Source organism: Cryobacterium sp. CG_9.6 (assembly GCF_029893365.1).
Classification (GTDB): domain Bacteria; phylum Actinomycetota; class Actinomycetes; order Actinomycetales; family Microbacteriaceae; genus Cryobacterium.
Genome location: NZ_JARXUZ010000001.1, coordinates 1,970,665 through 1,986,905 on the forward strand (window position 1 = coordinate 1,970,665; position 16,241 = coordinate 1,986,905).

Genomic DNA, 16,241 nt, shown 5'->3' on the forward strand with positions numbered 1-16,241 from the left:
GATAATCCAATCTCACAAATCCAGCGCCGACGAGAGGTTCAGTCGTCGCGCCACAACATCACCGGCCACTTCACGAACGGTGCGACCGCTCGAAAAAGCATGACCGTGAATAATCAGTAGTGCGTCTGCAGCCGAAAGGTTTAACTGAGCTAAAACCATCCCAGTCGCCTGATGCACGACGCGACGGGAATAACCCTCATTATCCCCTGCGCCCACCTTAAGTGTCTGTGTCGACAGCGCGCGGCGCAAGACTTGTTTGGCAACAATGCTTGCCAGCATGCTCACGTCGACTTTCTCCGGCTCGGTGAGGCTGGCGGGCCGCCAGGAATACAGCCCCACGGCACCGATCAGGAGAGATCCCAACATGAGCGGGAAGGCACTGACACCACGCACTGCATCCCCATCGACGGCCTTCAGAAGGGCGGGCCAGAGGGCGGCGTTCGGGGAACGCAGATCGTGGACACCAACCGGTGCGCGGCTGCTGAGAGCGTCCCACCCCGGCCCTTCCCCCAAATCGAATTGCAGCTCATCAAATCGAGCGGCTCGGGGATCACTGGCACACACTGTTTCCACCCCAAAGGCTTCACCGAAGGTGGAGACCACGGCACTGTCAGCGCGGACCACGCTCAGAAAGGGATCGCAGAGGCTCGTCTGTCGTTCGTGGGCGACCATCAGCTCATCGACCGCACGGCCAAAATTTCCTCTATCGGTCATGTGTATCCCCCGGTGCCGGACGAATCTCTAACATTCTTTGCACAAAATGTTCCCCACTACGATTCCGATGTCGACAAAATGTCGACCGAGCGCTTCCCAAATCAAGCGGCGTGACTGTGAATAGTGGGCGCACGAAAAAACTCGAACGGATGACCTGCACGGTGTAAACGTTAGGTCAGCTCCGATTCCAATCAAAATCCTCAAGATGGCGCGGTTTCCGATGAACAACCAGTTGCATTTGCGTGCTGATGATTCCTCGAGGTCTCGACCGTTTCAGGTTGTGCACCAACACCTCACCAACACGCGAAGAGGGAATATCTCTTTCCGTGCTTCATCCTACAGACACGGCTGCGGGGGGCATCGAGACGGCGTCTGCGAGCCTCACCAGAACCGGTGCGGCGGCGCAGCAATCGCATGGCGTCGCCGAGGTCCCGCCCAAAATGGTCCTGTGCCCGGTACGCGAATGCGAGTAGGGTCGGGCCATGAAATCACGAACCCGACTCCTGTCCAGCGTCATCGCCGCCGTCCTCGCCGCTTCGGGCGTGCTTGTTGCCGGTGCCCTACCGGCATCCGCCGCACCCACGGCCCCGGTGAATAAATACGTCGCCCTGGGCGACTCCTACGCGGCCGGGCAGGGCGGCGGTGGCTATGTGGACAGCTGCCTGCGGAGCCCGAATGGCTACCCGGCCCTGCTGGATGCGGTGAAGGGCACCAATCTGCTGCGCAACGTTAGCTGCAGTCTCGCCACGACCGGGGACGTCAGCGCCACGCAACTGTCGGCGCTGAACCGGGGAACCACCCTGGTCACCCTGACCGTCGGCGGCAACGACCTGAATGTGGCCGGTGTGGCGGCGGCGTGCGCGTCGGCGGATCCAATCGCGTGCGGGAACGCCATCTCTGCCGCCGGTGCTCTGCTCTACTCAGGTGAGCTGGCAGTCCGTCTGGCCAGCACCTACGCTCAGGTCGCTGCGGCGGCCCCGAACGCGCACGTGGTCGTCACAGGCTATCCCCTGCTGTTCGCCCCCTCGGCTGACCCACTGATCGCCCAACTAAATGGGGCCACCGTTCTGCTGAACCAGACCATCGCGGGTGTCGTGGCTCAGGCCCAGATCGTGCGCCCGAACTCCAGCATCGAATACGTGGACGTGACCGCAGCTTTCGCCGGCCACGCCATCGGCGACGTCGATTCCTGGGTCATTGTCACCGGCACGGATGCCTTTCACCCGACATCCGCCGGGTATCAGGCCTATGCGACGGCTATTCGGGCGGCGCTGTAGCCCGGTTGGACTCCAAGTTGCCGCGCTGAGGCTCGGCAACATGGACAGGCCCCCGACAGCATTCGTCGGGGGCCTGTCCTGCCGAACGACTTCATCTCGGTGCAGCTCCAAGGAAGCCAATCGGTGGGTGGAGGCAAAGTTGTCTTAGGTGCTGGCCGGATGACGACGCCGGTCCGGCAACACGTCGATATGGTTTTCGGTCACGCGGTCTACCTCGATTGCATGTAAGAAAAGCCCGTCAACTAAACCGGAGGCAGTCCCCTGCGCTTGATGAGCACATGGCCGCGCTTGGTCGTGAGCCTCGCCCACGGCCCGGTCTCATAGACCCACACGACATCGTCGGCGGCCAGAAAGCCGAGGGCGTGCGCCGCAAATGCGCCACCGGCCGGAATGTGCTCGAGACCGTCGATGGGCCGACCCCACACTTCGGTGCGAACCCGGCGCACCAACTTCTCGCCCAAGCCGGCGGGGATAGCGGAGGCGATCTCTGCGATGCCAGCCTTGGCGACGGATTCGAAACGGCCGTGGTCGACGTCACCCAGCATCCGCCATCCTGCCCTCGGCGGCAAAATTGCCGACCGGATCACGGTGTGCACCTCGGTCGGCAGGGCGACGGACACGGGACCAGCAGGGTCTTCAATCGTGCTCTGCAGACGACTCAGCTGCTGCTGCAGCGAATCGAGTGGAACCACGACGTCGAAGTCGTCCCCCGCTGCGAGCGCAAACGTGCGCAGGCCGAGCACGATCAGACTGGCATCGAACAGCCCCACCGGGTACAGCACTGCAACATCGACAGCAAGCACTCCAGAGCCCGCAACCAGGCGAACCGACCCGTCCTCAACCTTGGAGGCACGACCGAGGAAGGTCTGCATCACTTTGGCCGCTTGTTGCTCGGGCATCGGTCGTCAGGACAAAAGAGTGGTGGTTCGTGGAGTGGTGACCTAGATTTGGAATTGCCGCGGAACTCTTCGCAGGATCGCTGCACATCGATATTCTCTCGGCGGCATTCGAAAAGGCGGTTCGCGGTGGCATACAACGTTGCTCAGAAACTCATTGCTTCTCATTTGCTCAGTGGGGAGATGACGCCGGGGTCCGAGATTGGTCTGCGCATCGATCAGACCCTTACTCAGGATGCGACGGGAACTCTCGTCATGCTGGAACTGGAAGCGCTGGGTCTGGATCGCGCCCGCACCGAAGTGTCAGTTCAGTACGTAGACCACAACCTGTTGCAGTCCGACAGCAAGAATGCCGAGGACCACGACTTTCTCCGTTCGGCCTGCCAACGATTCGGTCTGTGGTATTCCAAGGCCGGGAACGGCGTCTCGCACCCCACGCACATGCAGCGTTTCGGCATTCCCGGCAAGACGATGGTCGGCTCGGACAGCCACACTCCGGCTGCGGGTTCGCTTGGAATGCTGGCCATTGGCGTTGGCGGCATCGAGGTTGCTCTCGCCATCGCCGGGGAGCCACTGTATATTCGCATGCCCGAAATCTGGGGCGTGCACCTCACCGGTCAGCTCCCGCCGTGGACAAGCGCCAAAGACGTCATTCTCGAGATGTTGCGTCGTCACGGCGTCAAGGGTGGCGTGAATCGCATCGTCGAATACTACGGTCCGGGCCTGTCGAACCTCACCGCGATGGACCGACACGTGATCGCCAATATGGGCGCTGAACTCGGCGCAACGACAACGGTTTTCCCCGCTGACGGGCAGGTGCGTGCGTTCCTGACCGCCGAGGCCCGCGCAGACGACTTCGTCGAACTTTTGGCCGATGAGGGCGCAACCTACGACGTCAACGAAGAGATCGACCTGTCCACAATCGTGCCGCTGATCGCGCTGCCCAGTTCGCCGGGCAATGTCGTTCCGGTGAGCGAAGTTGCCGGCAGGCCGGTGGCGCAGGTTGTCATCGGCTCCTCGGCTAACCCGGGGCTGCGCGACTTCGCGATAGTAGGCGCCATCGTCAAGGGGCGCCAGTCCCACGTCGGAGTCTCTTTCGACGTCAACCCCAGCTCCCGGCAGATTCTGCAGGATCTGACGCGTATGGGATCCACTCTGGACTTGATTGGGGCCGGCGCGCGGCTACACCAGTCGGGTTGCATGGGCTGCATTGGAATGGGCCAGGCGCCGGCGAACGGGAGCATCAGCCTGCGCACGATGCCGCGCAATTTTCCCGGCCGCTCCGGCACCAAGGAGGATTCGGTCTACCTGTGTTCACCGGAGACGGCCGCGGCCGCCGCGCTCACCGGAAAGATCACTGACCCCCGAGATCTCGAGGAGCTGTTCGATCTGACCTACCCCACCCTCGATTTTCCGGCGACATCCAGTGTCAACCTGGCCATGTTAGAAGCGCCCTTGCCGCTCGCCGAGGCGCTGAAGGTGGAGCTGGTCAAGGGCGAGAACATCTCGTCGCTGCCCATGTTCACCCCCCTAGACGAAACCATCGCGGCCCCGGTAATTCTCAAGGTGGGCGATGACATTTCAACGGATGAGATTCTGCCGGCCGGCGCGAGGGTTTTGCCGTACCGCAGCAACATTCCCAAGCTCGCCCAATTCACCTTCGACCAGGTCGATGAGTCCTACCCGACTCGCGCGGAAGAAACGCGCGAGGCGACCGGACACATCATCGTAGCGGGCGCTAATTACGGGCAGGGTTCCTCACGCGAACACGCCGCCATCACGCCACGTTTCCTAGGCTTGCGTGCGGTGCTCGCCGTGTCCTTCGCTCGGATCCACTGGCAGAATCTTGCCAACTTCGGTGTGCTCGCGCTCGAATTCAGGGATCCGTCCGATCACGATCGAGTGCAGCAGGGCGACGTGCTCGTGCTCACCGGCATTCGCGATTCCCTCGTTGCGGGCACCGAGATCACTGTGCACAATAAGACTCGCAGTGAGGACTACGCCGCCCGGCAGAACTTCTCGCAGCGGCAGATCGACATGCTGCTCGCGGGCGGACTTATTGCCTGGCTGCACGAGCGGAGAGCGGCCCCGACAACGTAATCTGGATGTGATCACCCGGTTGTCGCAGGCTCAATGGCTGCTCTTCCCTGCGTCGACGTGAAGGATCGAGCCTGCATCGAAGAATGCCCGATCGACCCCACGTGGATATCAATACAGTTTCCGTGCGGCGGGGCCACAGTGACACCGCGGTGACCCTCCGAATCTACATGGATTGGATGCACGGCGATAGCGACGCTTCGTGGACTAATACTGTGGGCCCTACCGGGCTCGAACCGATGACATCCACGGTGTAAACGTGGCGCTCTACCAACTGAGCTAAAGGCCCCCGCACCGGGTGTTGCACCGGTCAGGATGTTTCTACTGTAGCTGATCCGCAGAGGCCGCCTGCAACTCTAGGCCGGCTGAAGCTCCTCAAGCGCCGCGCGATACGCCTCGAGTGACCGCGCTTCACCGGGAGCGGTGATGAAGCTGGCGCGAATGATCCCGTTTTGATCGATGAGGAACGTCGCACGATTTGCGAAGCCCTTCTTCTCGAGAAACACGCCATATTCCTTGGCGACGCCGCCGTGCGGCCAGAAGTCGGCCAGGAGGTTGAACGTGTACCCCTCCTCCTCACCCCAAACTCGCAGGGCGTGCTTGGAATCCACCGATATTCCGATGAGTTCCACTTCGTTATCGCTGAACAGGTTCAGATTGTCGCGGAGTTCACACAGCTCTCCACTGCAGATTCCAGAAAACGCCAGCGGAAAGAACACGAGAGCCACCGACTTCGACCCACGAAACTGGCTCAGCTGAATGGTCTCACCAAATTGATTGACGAGTTGAAAATCCGGTGCCTGGGTGTCATTCTCCAGAGCCATGGTGCGCTTCCCTTCCGCCGCGAAAGTTCGCGGGAGTAACAATGCACCAGCCTAACCCCGCGTGTGTCTCGCACGCAGAGTGCAGAGAGAATCTGTAGGCTTGCGGGGTGCCGATGGTCGTAATCCGACCCGTCCTCTGCTGGCACGCCGAATCAGACACGACCTGCGATAGCTCGGTCACAATAACCGCGCCGTGCATAACAGTGATGTGTGAACAACAGAGAGAGGTCGACCGTGACGGTCAACGACCAGGACCCGTACTCGACGAACAACGCCGACTCCGATCCCGACGAGACACTGGAGTGGGCGGAATCGCTCGATTCGCTCGTTGCGACACATGGTCACGAGCGTGCTCGTGAAATCATGCTGAGCCTGCTGAAGCGCTCGAAAGAGCTTCACCTCAACGTTCCGATGGTTCCCACCACGGACTACATCAATACCATTGCTCCGGAAAACGAACCAGACTTCCCCGGCGATGAAGACATTGAGCGTCGCTACCGTGCCTGGATTCGTTGGAACGCCGCGGTCCTCGTGCACCGCGCGCAGCGTCCAGGGATCGCTGTTGGTGGACACATTTCCACCTACGCTTCATCCGCTGCCCTCTACGAGGTCGGCTTCAACCACTTCTTCCGCGGACAGGATCACCCCGGTGGTGGAGACCAGATCTTCATTCAGGGTCACGCCTCCCCCGGTACCTACGCACGCGCATTCCTAGAAGGTCGCCTCACCACCGACCAGCTCGATGGGTTCCGTCAGGAGAAGTCCCATGGGCCGAACGGAATTTCGTCATACCCGCACCCGCGTCTCATGCCGGAGTTCTGGCAATTCCCCACCGTGTCCATGGGCCTGGGCCCGATCAACGCGATCTACCAGGCACAGCTGAACCGCTACCTCACCAACCGAGGCATCAAGGACGCGAGTGACCAGCAGGTGTGGGCATTCCTTGGCGACGGCGAAATGGACGAGGTGGAAAGCCGCGGCCAACTGCAGGTCGCCGCCAACGAGGGCCTCGACAACCTGAACTTCATCATCAACTGCAACCTTCAGCGCCTCGACGGCCCTGTTCGCGGTAACGGCAAGATCATCCAGGAGCTGGAGAGCTTCTTCCGCGGCGCCGGCTGGAACGTCATCAAGGTTGTCTGGGGCCGCGAGTGGGACGAACTCCTCAAGCGCGACACCGAGGGCGCTCTGCTCAACCTGATGAACGTCACCGCAGACGGTGACTACCAGACGTACAAGGCCGAGAGCGGCGCCTACGTGCGCGAAAACTTCTTCGGTCGTGACCCCCGCGCGCTCAAGCTCGTTGAGGGTTACACCGACGACGAGGTCTGGAACCTCAAGCGCGGCGGGCACGACTACCGCAAGGTGTACGCCGCCTTCAAGGCAGCGGCGGAGCACAAGGGTCAGCCCACTGTCATTCTGGCGAAGACTATCAAGGGCTACGGCCTCGGACCGAGCTTCGAGGGACGCAACGCGACCCACCAGATGAAGAAGATGACCCTCGAGAACCTCAAGACCTTCCGTGACAGCATGCATGTGCCCATCACGGATGCTCAGCTCGAGGAAAACCCGTACCTGCCGCCGTACTACACCCCCGGCGACAAGGACGAGGCGATCCAGTACATGCACGAGCGCCGTCGCGCGCTCGGAGGGTACCTGCCTGAGCGTCGCACCACGCACACCAAACTCACCCTTCCGACCGACAAGACGTACGCCATCGCCAAGAAGGGTTCAGGAACCCAGGAGATTGCGACGACCATGTCGTTCGTTCGCCTGCTCAAGGAACTCCTGCGCTCCCCCGACTTCGGCAACCGAATCGTGCCGATCATTCCCGATGAAGCCCGCACCTTCGGTATCGACGCGTTCTTCCCGAATGCCAAGATTTACAACCCCAACGGTCAGCACTACACCTCCGTTGACCACGCCCAGCTGCTGGCGTACAAGGAGAGCCCGCAGGGCCAGATCCTGCACGTGGGAATCAACGAGGCCGGAGCCGCAGCCGCATTCACCAACGTGGGAACGTCGTACTCCACGCAGGGCGAGCCGCTCATTCCGGTGTACGTGTTTTACTCCATGTTCGGATTCCAGCGCACGGGCGACGCGTTCTGGGCGGCCGGCGACATGATGACCCGCGGGTTCATCATTGGTGCCACCGCCGGGCGCACCACCCTCACCGGCGAGGGACTTCAGCACGCTGACGGTCACTCTCCCCTGCTGGCCTCGACCAACCCGGCCGTCGTGTCCTACGACCCGGCCTACGGTTACGAAATTGGACACATCGTTCGGGCAGGACTCGAGCGGATGTACGGTGGCACTCACACCGACCCGAACGTCATGTACTACATCACCGTGTACAACGAGCCGGCTGTGCAGCCCGTTGAGCCCGAGAATGTGGATGTCGACGGCATCCTGCACGGAATCCACCGGGTAAGCGAGTCCACAACGGTGGGCCCCAAGGCGCAGTTGCTGGCCTCGGGAGTAGCCGTGCCGTGGGCGCTGGAGGCACAACAGCTTCTTGCCGACGACTGGGGCATCTCCGCCGACGTGTGGTCTGTCACCTCCTGGAACGAGTTGCGCCGCGACGGTCTCGCCGCCGAGGAGCACAACTTCCTGAACCCGGACGCCGAACAGCGCACCCCGTACGTCACGTCGAAACTTGCCGGTGCAACCGGCCCGTTCATTGCCGTGTCGGACTTCATGCACGCCGTTCCTGACCAGATCCGTCAGTTTGTTCCCGGCGACTTCGCAACGCTCGGTGCTGACACGTTCGGTTTCTCCGACACCCGCCCGGCCGCCCGACGTTTCTTCAAGATCGACAGCCCGTCGATGGTCGTGCGTGCGCTCGAGCTGCTCGCTCGACGCGGCGAGATTGATCGGAGCCTCGTGGGTCAGGCCATTGAGAAGTATCAGCTTCACGATGTCACAGCCGGTACCACCGGCTCTGCTGGGGGCGAGAGCTAAAACCTCGTGGCACCGGCGCCCAAAACAAAAGAACAGACGCTCAACTGGCTTCGAACGATTTCGGGCGAGCTGTCTACGGCCACACTCAAGAAACTCGAGGACACGCTGACCTGGTATGGCGACATGCCACCAGGTCGGCGGTCCGCCGTGGGCCTCGTCGCCCAGGCGGGTATCACGTCTTTCATCTCGTGGTTCGAGGACCCGCGATCCACCCCCTGGATCGCGGCTGATGTTTTTGGCGCCGCGCCGCGTGAACTTTTGCGGTCCGTCAGTCTGCAGCAGACGCTGCAGCTGATTCGGGTCACGGTCGAAGTCGTTGAAGAACGCGTGAAAGACGGTGGCGAACTCCTCCGTGAGGCCATTCTGCTCTATTCGCGCGAAATTGCGTTCGGTGCAGCGGACGTCTACGCACGCGCGGCCGAGGCGCGCGGCCTGTGGGACGCGCGCCTCGAGGCCCTCGTCGTCGACTCCATTCTCAGCGGAGAATATGACGACGAGCTGCCGAGCAGAATCGCCGCCCTCGGTTGGCACGGTCACGGTGAGGTGTGCGTGCTCGTGGGCACCACACCGAAGATGCTGGACGTGGACCAGCTGCGTCGATCCGCTCGACACATGGCAGCGGATGTCCTCATCGGCGTTCAGGGCAACCGACTTGTTCTCGTAATCGGTCGTGCTCGCCCGGCTCAAGCGGAAACCGACGACACCGTGGGTACTGCAGCAGCGCTCACATTCATGGAAATTGCCGTTCAGCTGGAACCGAGTTTTGGAACAGGCCATCTGGTTCTCGGGCACGAAGTGCCCAATCTGGTCGACGCCTCCAAGAGCGCCAAGGCCGCCCTCGCAGGCTTTGCTGTTGCACGATCCTGGCGCAATGCACCCCGCCCTGTGCAGGCCGACGATCTGCTCCCCGAGCGGGCACTGGCCGGGGATCCCCTGGCCCGGGCGACCCTGATCCACCGCATCTACCGTCCGCTTCAGGCGCACTCGACCGAGCTTCTCACCACCTTGTGGTGCTACCTCGACAACGGGCGTTCCCTCGAAGCGACGGCGCGCGAACTCTTCGTGCACCCGAACACCGTGCGCTATCGTCTGAAGCGGGTTTCGGAAGTCATCGGGTACGACGCAACCGGTGCTCGAGAGGCTCTTATTTTGCAGTCCGCCCTCATTCTCGGGTCGATTAGTGACCATGACGGGTCGTCTCGTCGTCGGTGACGGCATCCGTTTTGCGTAATGGTACAAAGGTTTCTGTGATTCTTCATGCATTATCTATGCTCGTCATCAACTGGAGATTGGAAGACTAATTAGGTGATTGTCGTCGTCTGCCCAGGTCAGGGCTCCCAAACCCCCGGATTCCTCACTCCGTGGCTGTCCGTTCCCGGTTTCGAAGCCGAGCTCACCGAGATGTCCGACGCCGTGGGGATCAACCTTCTGACGCACGGAACAACGAGTTCAGCCGACGTCATCCGTGACACTGCCGTTGCGCAGCCGCTCATCGTTGCCTCAGGCTTACTCACGCTGAAGGCCCTACTCGCGAACGGTCGCCGTGAACGGATCTCGGGCATTGCCGGCCACTCAGTCGGTGAAATTACCGCCAGCGCGGGTGCTGGCATTCTCAGCTCCACGGATGCCCTGCGTTTCGTTCGGGAGCGCGGTTTGGCCATGCAGGCTGCTGCGGCTCTTGAACCCACCGGGATGAGCGCGGTCATCGGTGCCGATGAGAACGAGCTTCTCGAGATTCTGTCGGACTTAGACCTTGAGCCCGCGAATTTCAATGGTGGCGGACAGATTGTGGTTGCCGGATCCCTCCCGGCCCTCGCTCGCCTTGCCGAGGCTCCACCAACCCGAGCCCGGGTCATTCCCCTTCAGGTAGCAGGCGCCTTCCACACGCGCTACATGCGTCCGGCCCGAAGCCACCTGAGCGCTGTGGCTCAGTCTCTTCAGGTTCACGCGCCGACCGTACCTATTTGGTCTAATTCCGACGGAGCCACCGTTACCGATGGTGCTCGATTTGTCGAGTTACTCGTGGGGCAGGTGTCCTCCCCGGTACGGTGGGACCAGTGCATGGCGTCCTTCGCCGCTGCTGGGGTCACGGGAATCATCGAGGTCGCACCAGCCGGGGCCCTCGTTGGGCTCGCAAAACGAGGCCTCAAGGGAATTCCCAGCGTCGCCATCAAAACACCGGACGATCTGTCCGCCGCATTCGACCTGATCGACCAGCAGTGATAAATCGCGCTGTACGCAGCAGCGAGTTAGAGAGAGATGAATGAGCAAGCCAACGCTTCAGCAGTCCCACGGACCGAAGTACACCCGCATTCTCTCGATCGGAGCCGCCCGCGGTGATCGACTCGTGGCGAATGATGAGCTGATTGAGGCCATCGATTCCTCCGACGAGTGGATTCAGCAGCGCACCGGAATCATCACCCGTACCCGTGCCAGCCGCGACATCGAGGCCGTCGACCTGGCTACGGATGCCGCTCGCGAAGCCATCGAGAGAAGCGGCATTGACCCCGCCCTCATCGATGCTGTCATCGTGGCCACCATCAGCAACGGTCGTCAAACACCGTCGATCGCGGCCGTTGTCGCCGACCGTGTGGGATCCAACCCGGCCGCAGCGTATGACGTGAACGCCGCGTGCGCTGGCTATGCCTACGCCATCGCCCAAGCGGATGCCCTTATTCGCGCCGGTGCAGCGCACTACGCTCTCGTAATCGGTGCTGAGAAGCTCTCGGATCTGGTGGACCCCACCGACCGCAGCATCTCGTTTCTCCTCGGCGATGGCGCCGGCGCGGTCGTCATCGGCCCGAGCGAATTCGCTGGAATCTCTACCACGGTGTGGGGGTCCGACGGGTCCAAGGCTGACACGATTTCTACCAACGCCACTCTGCAGGAGTACCGGCGCGGCGAGGCCGAATGGCCCACCTTGCGCCAGGAAGGCCCAGCCGTTTTCCGCTGGGCCGTCTGGGACATGGCCAAGGTTGCAAAGAAGGCTCTCGAGGTTGCGGGGATCACCAGCGACCAGCTCGATGCCTTCATCCCCCACCAGGCCAACATGCGCATCATCGATGAATTCGCCAAGCAGCTCAAGCTGCCGGAATCGGTGGTGATTGCACGCGACGTCGCAAACACGGGCAACACCTCGTCGGCGTCCATCCCGCTGGCCACACACCGCCTTCTCGAAGAGCACCCAGAACTCAGTGGCGGCCTCGCCCTGCAGATTGGGTTTGGTGCCGGCCTCGTCTTCGGGGCTCAGGTCGTCGTCCTGCCCTAAGGCCACGCCGCACAGCCTCGCTGCGCGACTCTTGCTCCCCACCCCTCTAAACTAAGTCTCGGTCAACCGAGTCAACCCCCCAAGGAGAAAATATCATGGCATTGTCTACCGAAGAAGTTCTTGCCGGCCTGGCCGAACTCATCAACGACGAGACCGGAATCGCAACCGACACGGTTGAACTCGGCAAGTCGTTCACCGACGACCTCGACATCGACTCGATCTCGATGATGACCATCGTCGTCAACGCAGAAGAGAAGTTCGACGTGAAGATCCCCGACGAAGAGGTCAAGAACCTCAAGTCCGTTGGCGATGCCGTTGACTTCATTGTGAAGGCCCAGGACTAGAACACCAGCCTGCGACCAGGCCGGCCGACACCCGTCGACCGGCCTGATCACTGGGTTGTGACATTGGGCCAGTCGTGGTCGCTCGCGCTTACGCAGGCAAGTCACCTCCGGCTCTCGAGTTTGTCGTTCATGGAGAGTTGACTTATGACCAAGAAGATTGTTATTACTGGAATCGGCGCAACCACGCCACTCGGCGGTACCGCCTCCGACACCTGGGCAGCGCTGCTCGCCGGTGAATCGGGTGCAACCACCCTGAAACAGGGATGGGTTGCCCAAACCCAAATACCCGTCACTTTTGCGGCTCAAGCAAAAGTACACTCGAGCACCATTCTCGAACGTTTCGAGATCAAGCGTCTCGATCCCTCAAGCCAATTCGCACTGATCGCAGGCCGCGAAGCCTGGGCGGATGCAGGATCCCCCGAGGCAGAACCCGATCGAGTTGCTGTGGACTGGGCCACCGGAATTGGCGGCGTGTGGACCCTGCTCGATGCGTGGGATACGTTGCGAGAACGCGGCCCCCGCCGAGTTCTTCCCATGACCGTCCCCATGCTGATGCCCAATGGGCCGGCAGCTGCCGTCGGTATGGATCTGCACGCTCGTGCTGGCATCACCACCGTCGTTTCTGCCTGTGCCTCGAGCACGGAAGCATTGGTCAACGCCTATAACCGCCTTCAGGCGGGTCTGGCCGACATCGTGATTGCCGGCGGGTCCGAGGCGGCCATTCACCCGTTACCCATCGCGGCCTTCGCGGCCATGCACGCACTCTCCACCCGTAACGATGACCCTGCCACCGCGAGTCGTCCCTATGACGTGTCTCGAGACGGATTTGTGCTTGGCGAGGGTGCGGCCGCGCTCATCGTCGAGACCGAAGAGCATGCGAAGGCGCGTGGCGCTCACATCTATGCTGAACTCGTCGGTGGCGCCGTCAACAGCGATGCCTATCACATCACAGCCCCGGATCCGGAGGGCACTGCCGCCGCACGTGCCATGATCACGACTGTGCAGCGTGCGGGTGCTGAGCTGTCCGACGTGTCACACATTAATGCGCACGCCACCAGCACGCCTGTGGGAGACATTGCCGAGTACAACGCTCTGCGCCGCGTCTTCGGTGACCTTCTTGATGGTATTCCGGTGTCTGCTACCAAGGCGTCGACCGGTCACCTCCTGGGAGGAGCAGGTGCTCTCGAGGCCTTCTTCACCGTGAAGGCACTGGCGGAGCGCACCGCTCCCCCGACGATCAACCTCGTGGATCAGGATCCGGCAATCCCCCTCGACGTCGTAACGTCACCTCGAGTCCTCCCGGCCGGAGACCTGCTTGCCCTGAGCAACTCGTTCGGATTCGGCGGCCATAACGCTGTCGTCGCCTTCCGCTCGGTCTAGAGCCACGACTGGCCTGGCCGTTAGCTGAGCAATTGCTCCATATCGGTCAGGCCAAACTGGCGGGCAACCGCGAGAAGCTTCAGATCAGCCCACTTTGTGCAGCCACACCACTGAATTGGCATCACTGGCCTGACGGAAGGGCTCAAGTTCGTCGTCCCAGGCCTGACCCAGTGCGAGGCGCAGTTCGCGGTGCAGCTCGAGGGCATTCGTTCCCGCGATCTCTAAGGCATAGCGAATCCGATCCTCCGGAATAACGAAGTTTCCGGCAGTGTCGGTCTGTGCATAAAAAATGCCGAGATCCGGGGTGTTCAGCCACCGTCCACCATCGGTGCCGAAACCGGCGTCCTCCGTGACTTCGAAGCGCAGATGCTTCCAACCGTGCAGGGCAGAGGCGAGTGCGGCCCCGGTTCCCCGGTCACCTTCCCAGTAATATTCGGCACGCTGGGACCCCATGAGCATGGGCTGGTCGGCCCAGTCAAAGTTCACAGCCTCTCCGAGGGCGCGACCGGCGGCCCATTCAACATGTGGACACAGCGCGCGGGGTGAGGAGTGCACGTAAAGCACACCCCGCGCGGTTGGTGCCCGACGGGTTTGTGTGTCAACCATTTTTCATCTCCGTTCCTGTGAGGTGCGTCTTCCCCAACGACCTCTGAACGAAAATCACGACACTGCTGTCATTACGTGAATTATGCCGCACTCTGCTGATAAATCGCAATGGCGTTGGACATTCGGGAAATTTGGGCAACCATGCCCCGCACTGAACCAGACGGGAGCCCTATTTGGCGTCGGCGTAGCTCGTGACCGTGGCCACTGTCAGGAGAAAATCAACGGGGAAGTCACCGAACAGGAGCCGCCCGGCGGTCGCCGCCGCAGCCGTGACAATGCCGGCAACCTGCTGTGCCAGTGCAACGGGAGTGTGCACGATCACCTCGTCGTGCAGGAAGAACACAAGGTGGGGTGCGCGATCGAATCGAGCGTCGACGGACTGTAGCAACCAGAGCTGCTTGCGCACTTCGGCCATCCAGCAGAGCGCCCATTCTGCGGCGGTGCCCTGAACGATAAAATTCCGTGTGAAACGTCCCCAATCCCGCGACTGGCTGCGCGCGCGCCGCTCGTCGGTGCTCGTTGCCCCCGGCTCGTACGCCCGTGCCTGCACATCATGCCACTCGCGTGCCGGCAATGGAGAGGACCGACCGAGCCGTGTCGTGACGACCTCGCCCCGTTCACCCGTGCGAGCCGCCGCCTCGGTGAGACCAATGGCGCGCGGATACGCTTTGGCCAGCCGCGGCAGGAGACGACCACTTTCTCCGGTTGTCGCCCCATACATTGCACCGAGCATCGCAACCTTTGCATGGGCGCGAGTATCGATGACACCGCTGGCCACAATGCCGTCATAGAGATCTGCACCCCGCCCTGCATCGGCCATCTGCAGGTCACGGGACAGTGCGGCGAGGATCCTCGGTTCCAGCTGGGACGCATCCGCCACGACAAAGGCCCACCCTTCGTCGGCGACAACGGCACCGCGAACCTGTTTGGGTAGTTGAAGCGCTCCACCGCCCCGTGCCGCCCACCGGCCGGTGACGACTCCGCCGGGAAGATATTCCGGATGAAAGCGACCGTTGACAATCCAGGTGTCCATCCACACCCAACCGTTGGCGCTCAGCAGTCGAAAGAGCTTTTTGTAGAGCAGGAGTGGTTCAACCACGGGATGCTCAAGTTCACGAAGCACCCACGCACGCGTGGACGTGACGGTGAGACCCACACGCTGCAGCGCCCGGAGCACGTCAGCGGGTGAATCGGGGTTCAGTTGCGAGTCGCCGAGGAGGGTCCGGATCTCCTCCGCTAACTTTTCCAGGCGTTCCGGGCGCCGGCCGTGCACCACTCGCGGTCCGAGTTGTTCCGTCAGCAGCTGGTCATGAATGTCCGTTCGCCAGGGCAATCCGGCATAGGTCATTTCGGCCGCAATGAGAGCACCGACCGATTCCGCTGCGAGCAACAGGCGCAACCGTCCGGGTTCCGATGCCGAAGCCACGGCTTCTAATTGGCGCACAAGTTCTTCTCGGTCATCGGACGCAACGGAGGCTTCCGGCGCTCCAGCGAGCTCGCCGAAGTCAAAGAGCGTTGGCGCGGCGCCAGCGTTGTCTGCGTTGTTATCGTCACCCAACTGCTCACTGTGCCACTGATCCGCCTCGCGAGTGCCCACCGCACTGTGGACAGGGAGCGCCGAATTACGAAGAATGACATGGCAGAGTCTTAGATCATGACATCGGCGTACGCGCCTTCCCTGCGCCAGCAAAAGTGCATAGACGCGGGAGGTGTCTGCCCAGACCCAGCGCGGCTCTCCGGGTTCCTCGTGAGCCACAAACTCAGCGAAGTCGCGGGCGGAGAGGACACGTGCCGGTCGCATCTGCCGTCCGTGGCTGTCACAGGGTTGAACGACGACGGCTTTGCCGGATTGACTGACCACGTAGTACACACTT

Annotated in this window: 13 protein-coding genes and 1 tRNA gene; 8 read left to right on the forward strand and 6 right to left on the reverse strand. The window is 61.8% G+C overall.

The window, feature by feature from the left end; translation table 11 throughout:
- Positions 1-12 precede the first annotated feature (12 nt).
- Positions 13-714: a GAF and ANTAR domain-containing protein gene (locus H4V99_RS08985; protein ID WP_280677476.1), complete on the reverse strand. Its 702-nt coding sequence runs from the start codon at positions 712-714 to the stop codon at positions 13-15.
- Positions 715-1,196: 482 nt separating this feature from the next.
- Between H4V99_RS08985 and H4V99_RS08990 the strand changes: the two genes are divergently transcribed.
- Positions 1,197-1,991, forward strand: coding sequence for an SGNH/GDSL hydrolase family protein (locus H4V99_RS08990; RefSeq protein WP_280677478.1), 795 nt, complete (start codon positions 1,197-1,199; stop codon positions 1,989-1,991).
- 242 nt (positions 1,992-2,233) lie between these two features.
- On the opposite strand, the gene H4V99_RS08995 is transcribed toward H4V99_RS08990, so the two are convergent.
- Entirely contained in the window at positions 2,234-2,890 is a 657-nt protein-coding gene (locus H4V99_RS08995; protein ID WP_280677484.1) for a hypothetical protein, read from the reverse strand.
- 126 nt (positions 2,891-3,016) lie between these two features.
- Between H4V99_RS08995 and H4V99_RS09000 the strand changes: the two genes are divergently transcribed.
- Positions 3,017-4,987, forward strand: a complete 1,971-nt coding sequence (locus H4V99_RS09000) for an aconitate hydratase (RefSeq protein ID WP_280677487.1) — start codon at positions 3,017-3,019, stop codon at positions 4,985-4,987.
- Positions 4,988-5,200: 213 nt separating this feature from the next.
- On the opposite strand, the gene H4V99_RS09005 is transcribed toward H4V99_RS09000, so the two are convergent.
- Together H4V99_RS09005 and H4V99_RS09010 are read right to left on the reverse strand one after the other, a co-directional pair.
- Positions 5,201-5,273, reverse strand: a tRNA-Val gene (locus H4V99_RS09005).
- 67 nt (positions 5,274-5,340) lie between these two features.
- Positions 5,341-5,808, reverse strand: a complete 468-nt coding sequence (locus H4V99_RS09010; protein ID WP_280677489.1) for a peroxiredoxin — start codon at positions 5,806-5,808, stop codon at positions 5,341-5,343.
- 234 nt (positions 5,809-6,042) lie between these two features.
- On the opposite strand from H4V99_RS09010, the gene aceE reads away from it, so the two are divergent.
- The 6 genes from aceE to H4V99_RS09040 all read left to right on the forward strand — a co-directional run bounded on the left by aceE (position 6,043) and on the right by H4V99_RS09040 (position 13,761).
- Entirely contained in the window at positions 6,043-8,769 is a 2,727-nt protein-coding gene (gene aceE / locus H4V99_RS09015) for a pyruvate dehydrogenase (acetyl-transferring), homodimeric type (protein ID WP_280677491.1), read from the forward strand.
- A 123-nt stretch (positions 8,770-8,892) separates the two neighbouring features.
- The gene (locus H4V99_RS09020) at positions 8,893-9,981 is read left to right on the forward strand and encodes a helix-turn-helix domain-containing protein (RefSeq protein ID WP_280677493.1); all 1,089 of its coding nucleotides are present in this window, start codon (positions 8,893-8,895) and stop codon (positions 9,979-9,981) included.
- A 93-nt stretch (positions 9,982-10,074) separates the two neighbouring features.
- The gene (locus tag H4V99_RS09025; protein ID WP_280677496.1) at positions 10,075-10,992 is read left to right on the forward strand and encodes an ACP S-malonyltransferase; all 918 of its coding nucleotides are present in this window, start codon (positions 10,075-10,077) and stop codon (positions 10,990-10,992) included.
- Positions 10,993-11,032: 40 nt separating this feature from the next.
- Positions 11,033-12,037: a beta-ketoacyl-ACP synthase III gene (locus tag H4V99_RS09030; RefSeq protein WP_280677498.1), complete on the forward strand. Its 1,005-nt coding sequence runs from the start codon at positions 11,033-11,035 to the stop codon at positions 12,035-12,037.
- Positions 12,038-12,132: 95 nt separating this feature from the next.
- Positions 12,133-12,381: an acyl carrier protein gene (locus tag H4V99_RS09035; RefSeq protein ID WP_134171507.1), complete on the forward strand. Its 249-nt coding sequence runs from the start codon at positions 12,133-12,135 to the stop codon at positions 12,379-12,381.
- A gap of 144 nt (positions 12,382-12,525) precedes the next feature.
- On the forward strand, positions 12,526-13,761 hold the full coding sequence (locus tag H4V99_RS09040; protein ID WP_280677504.1) for a beta-ketoacyl-[acyl-carrier-protein] synthase family protein: 1,236 nt from the start codon (positions 12,526-12,528) through the stop codon (positions 13,759-13,761).
- An 84-nt stretch (positions 13,762-13,845) separates the two neighbouring features.
- On the opposite strand, the gene H4V99_RS09045 is transcribed toward H4V99_RS09040, so the two are convergent.
- Positions 13,846-14,367 (reverse strand): DUF3145 domain-containing protein, encoded by a 522-nt coding sequence (locus H4V99_RS09045; RefSeq protein WP_280677506.1) that lies wholly within the window; start codon positions 14,365-14,367, stop codon positions 13,846-13,848.
- Between the two features lie 169 nt (positions 14,368-14,536).
- On the reverse strand, positions 14,537-16,237 hold the full coding sequence (locus H4V99_RS09050; RefSeq protein ID WP_348522360.1) for a bifunctional 3'-5' exonuclease/DNA polymerase: 1,701 nt from the start codon (positions 16,235-16,237) through the stop codon (positions 14,537-14,539).
- Positions 16,238-16,241: the final 4 nt, after the last annotated feature.

Coding starts and splice junctions, on each gene's coding strand:
- H4V99_RS09030 (WP_280677498.1), top strand. CDS start 11,033: ATGAGCAAGCCAACGCTTCAGCAGTCCCACGGACCGAAGTACACCCGC.
- H4V99_RS09045 (WP_280677506.1), bottom strand. CDS start 14,367: ATGGTTGACACACAAACCCGTCGGGCACCAACCGCGCGGGGTGTGCTT.
- H4V99_RS08990 (WP_280677478.1), top strand. CDS start 1,197: ATGAAATCACGAACCCGACTCCTGTCCAGCGTCATCGCCGCCGTCCTC.
- H4V99_RS09040 (WP_280677504.1), top strand. CDS start 12,526: ATGACCAAGAAGATTGTTATTACTGGAATCGGCGCAACCACGCCACTC.
- H4V99_RS09010 (WP_280677489.1), bottom strand. CDS start 5,808: ATGGCTCTGGAGAATGACACCCAGGCACCGGATTTTCAACTCGTCAAT.
- H4V99_RS08985 (WP_280677476.1), bottom strand. CDS start 714: ATGACCGATAGAGGAAATTTTGGCCGTGCGGTCGATGAGCTGATGGTC.
- H4V99_RS09020 (WP_280677493.1), top strand. CDS start 8,893: ATGCCACCAGGTCGGCGGTCCGCCGTGGGCCTCGTCGCCCAGGCGGGT.
- H4V99_RS09035 (WP_134171507.1), top strand. CDS start 12,133: ATGGCATTGTCTACCGAAGAAGTTCTTGCCGGCCTGGCCGAACTCATC.
- H4V99_RS08995 (WP_280677484.1), bottom strand. CDS start 2,890: ATGCCCGAGCAACAAGCGGCCAAAGTGATGCAGACCTTCCTCGGTCGT.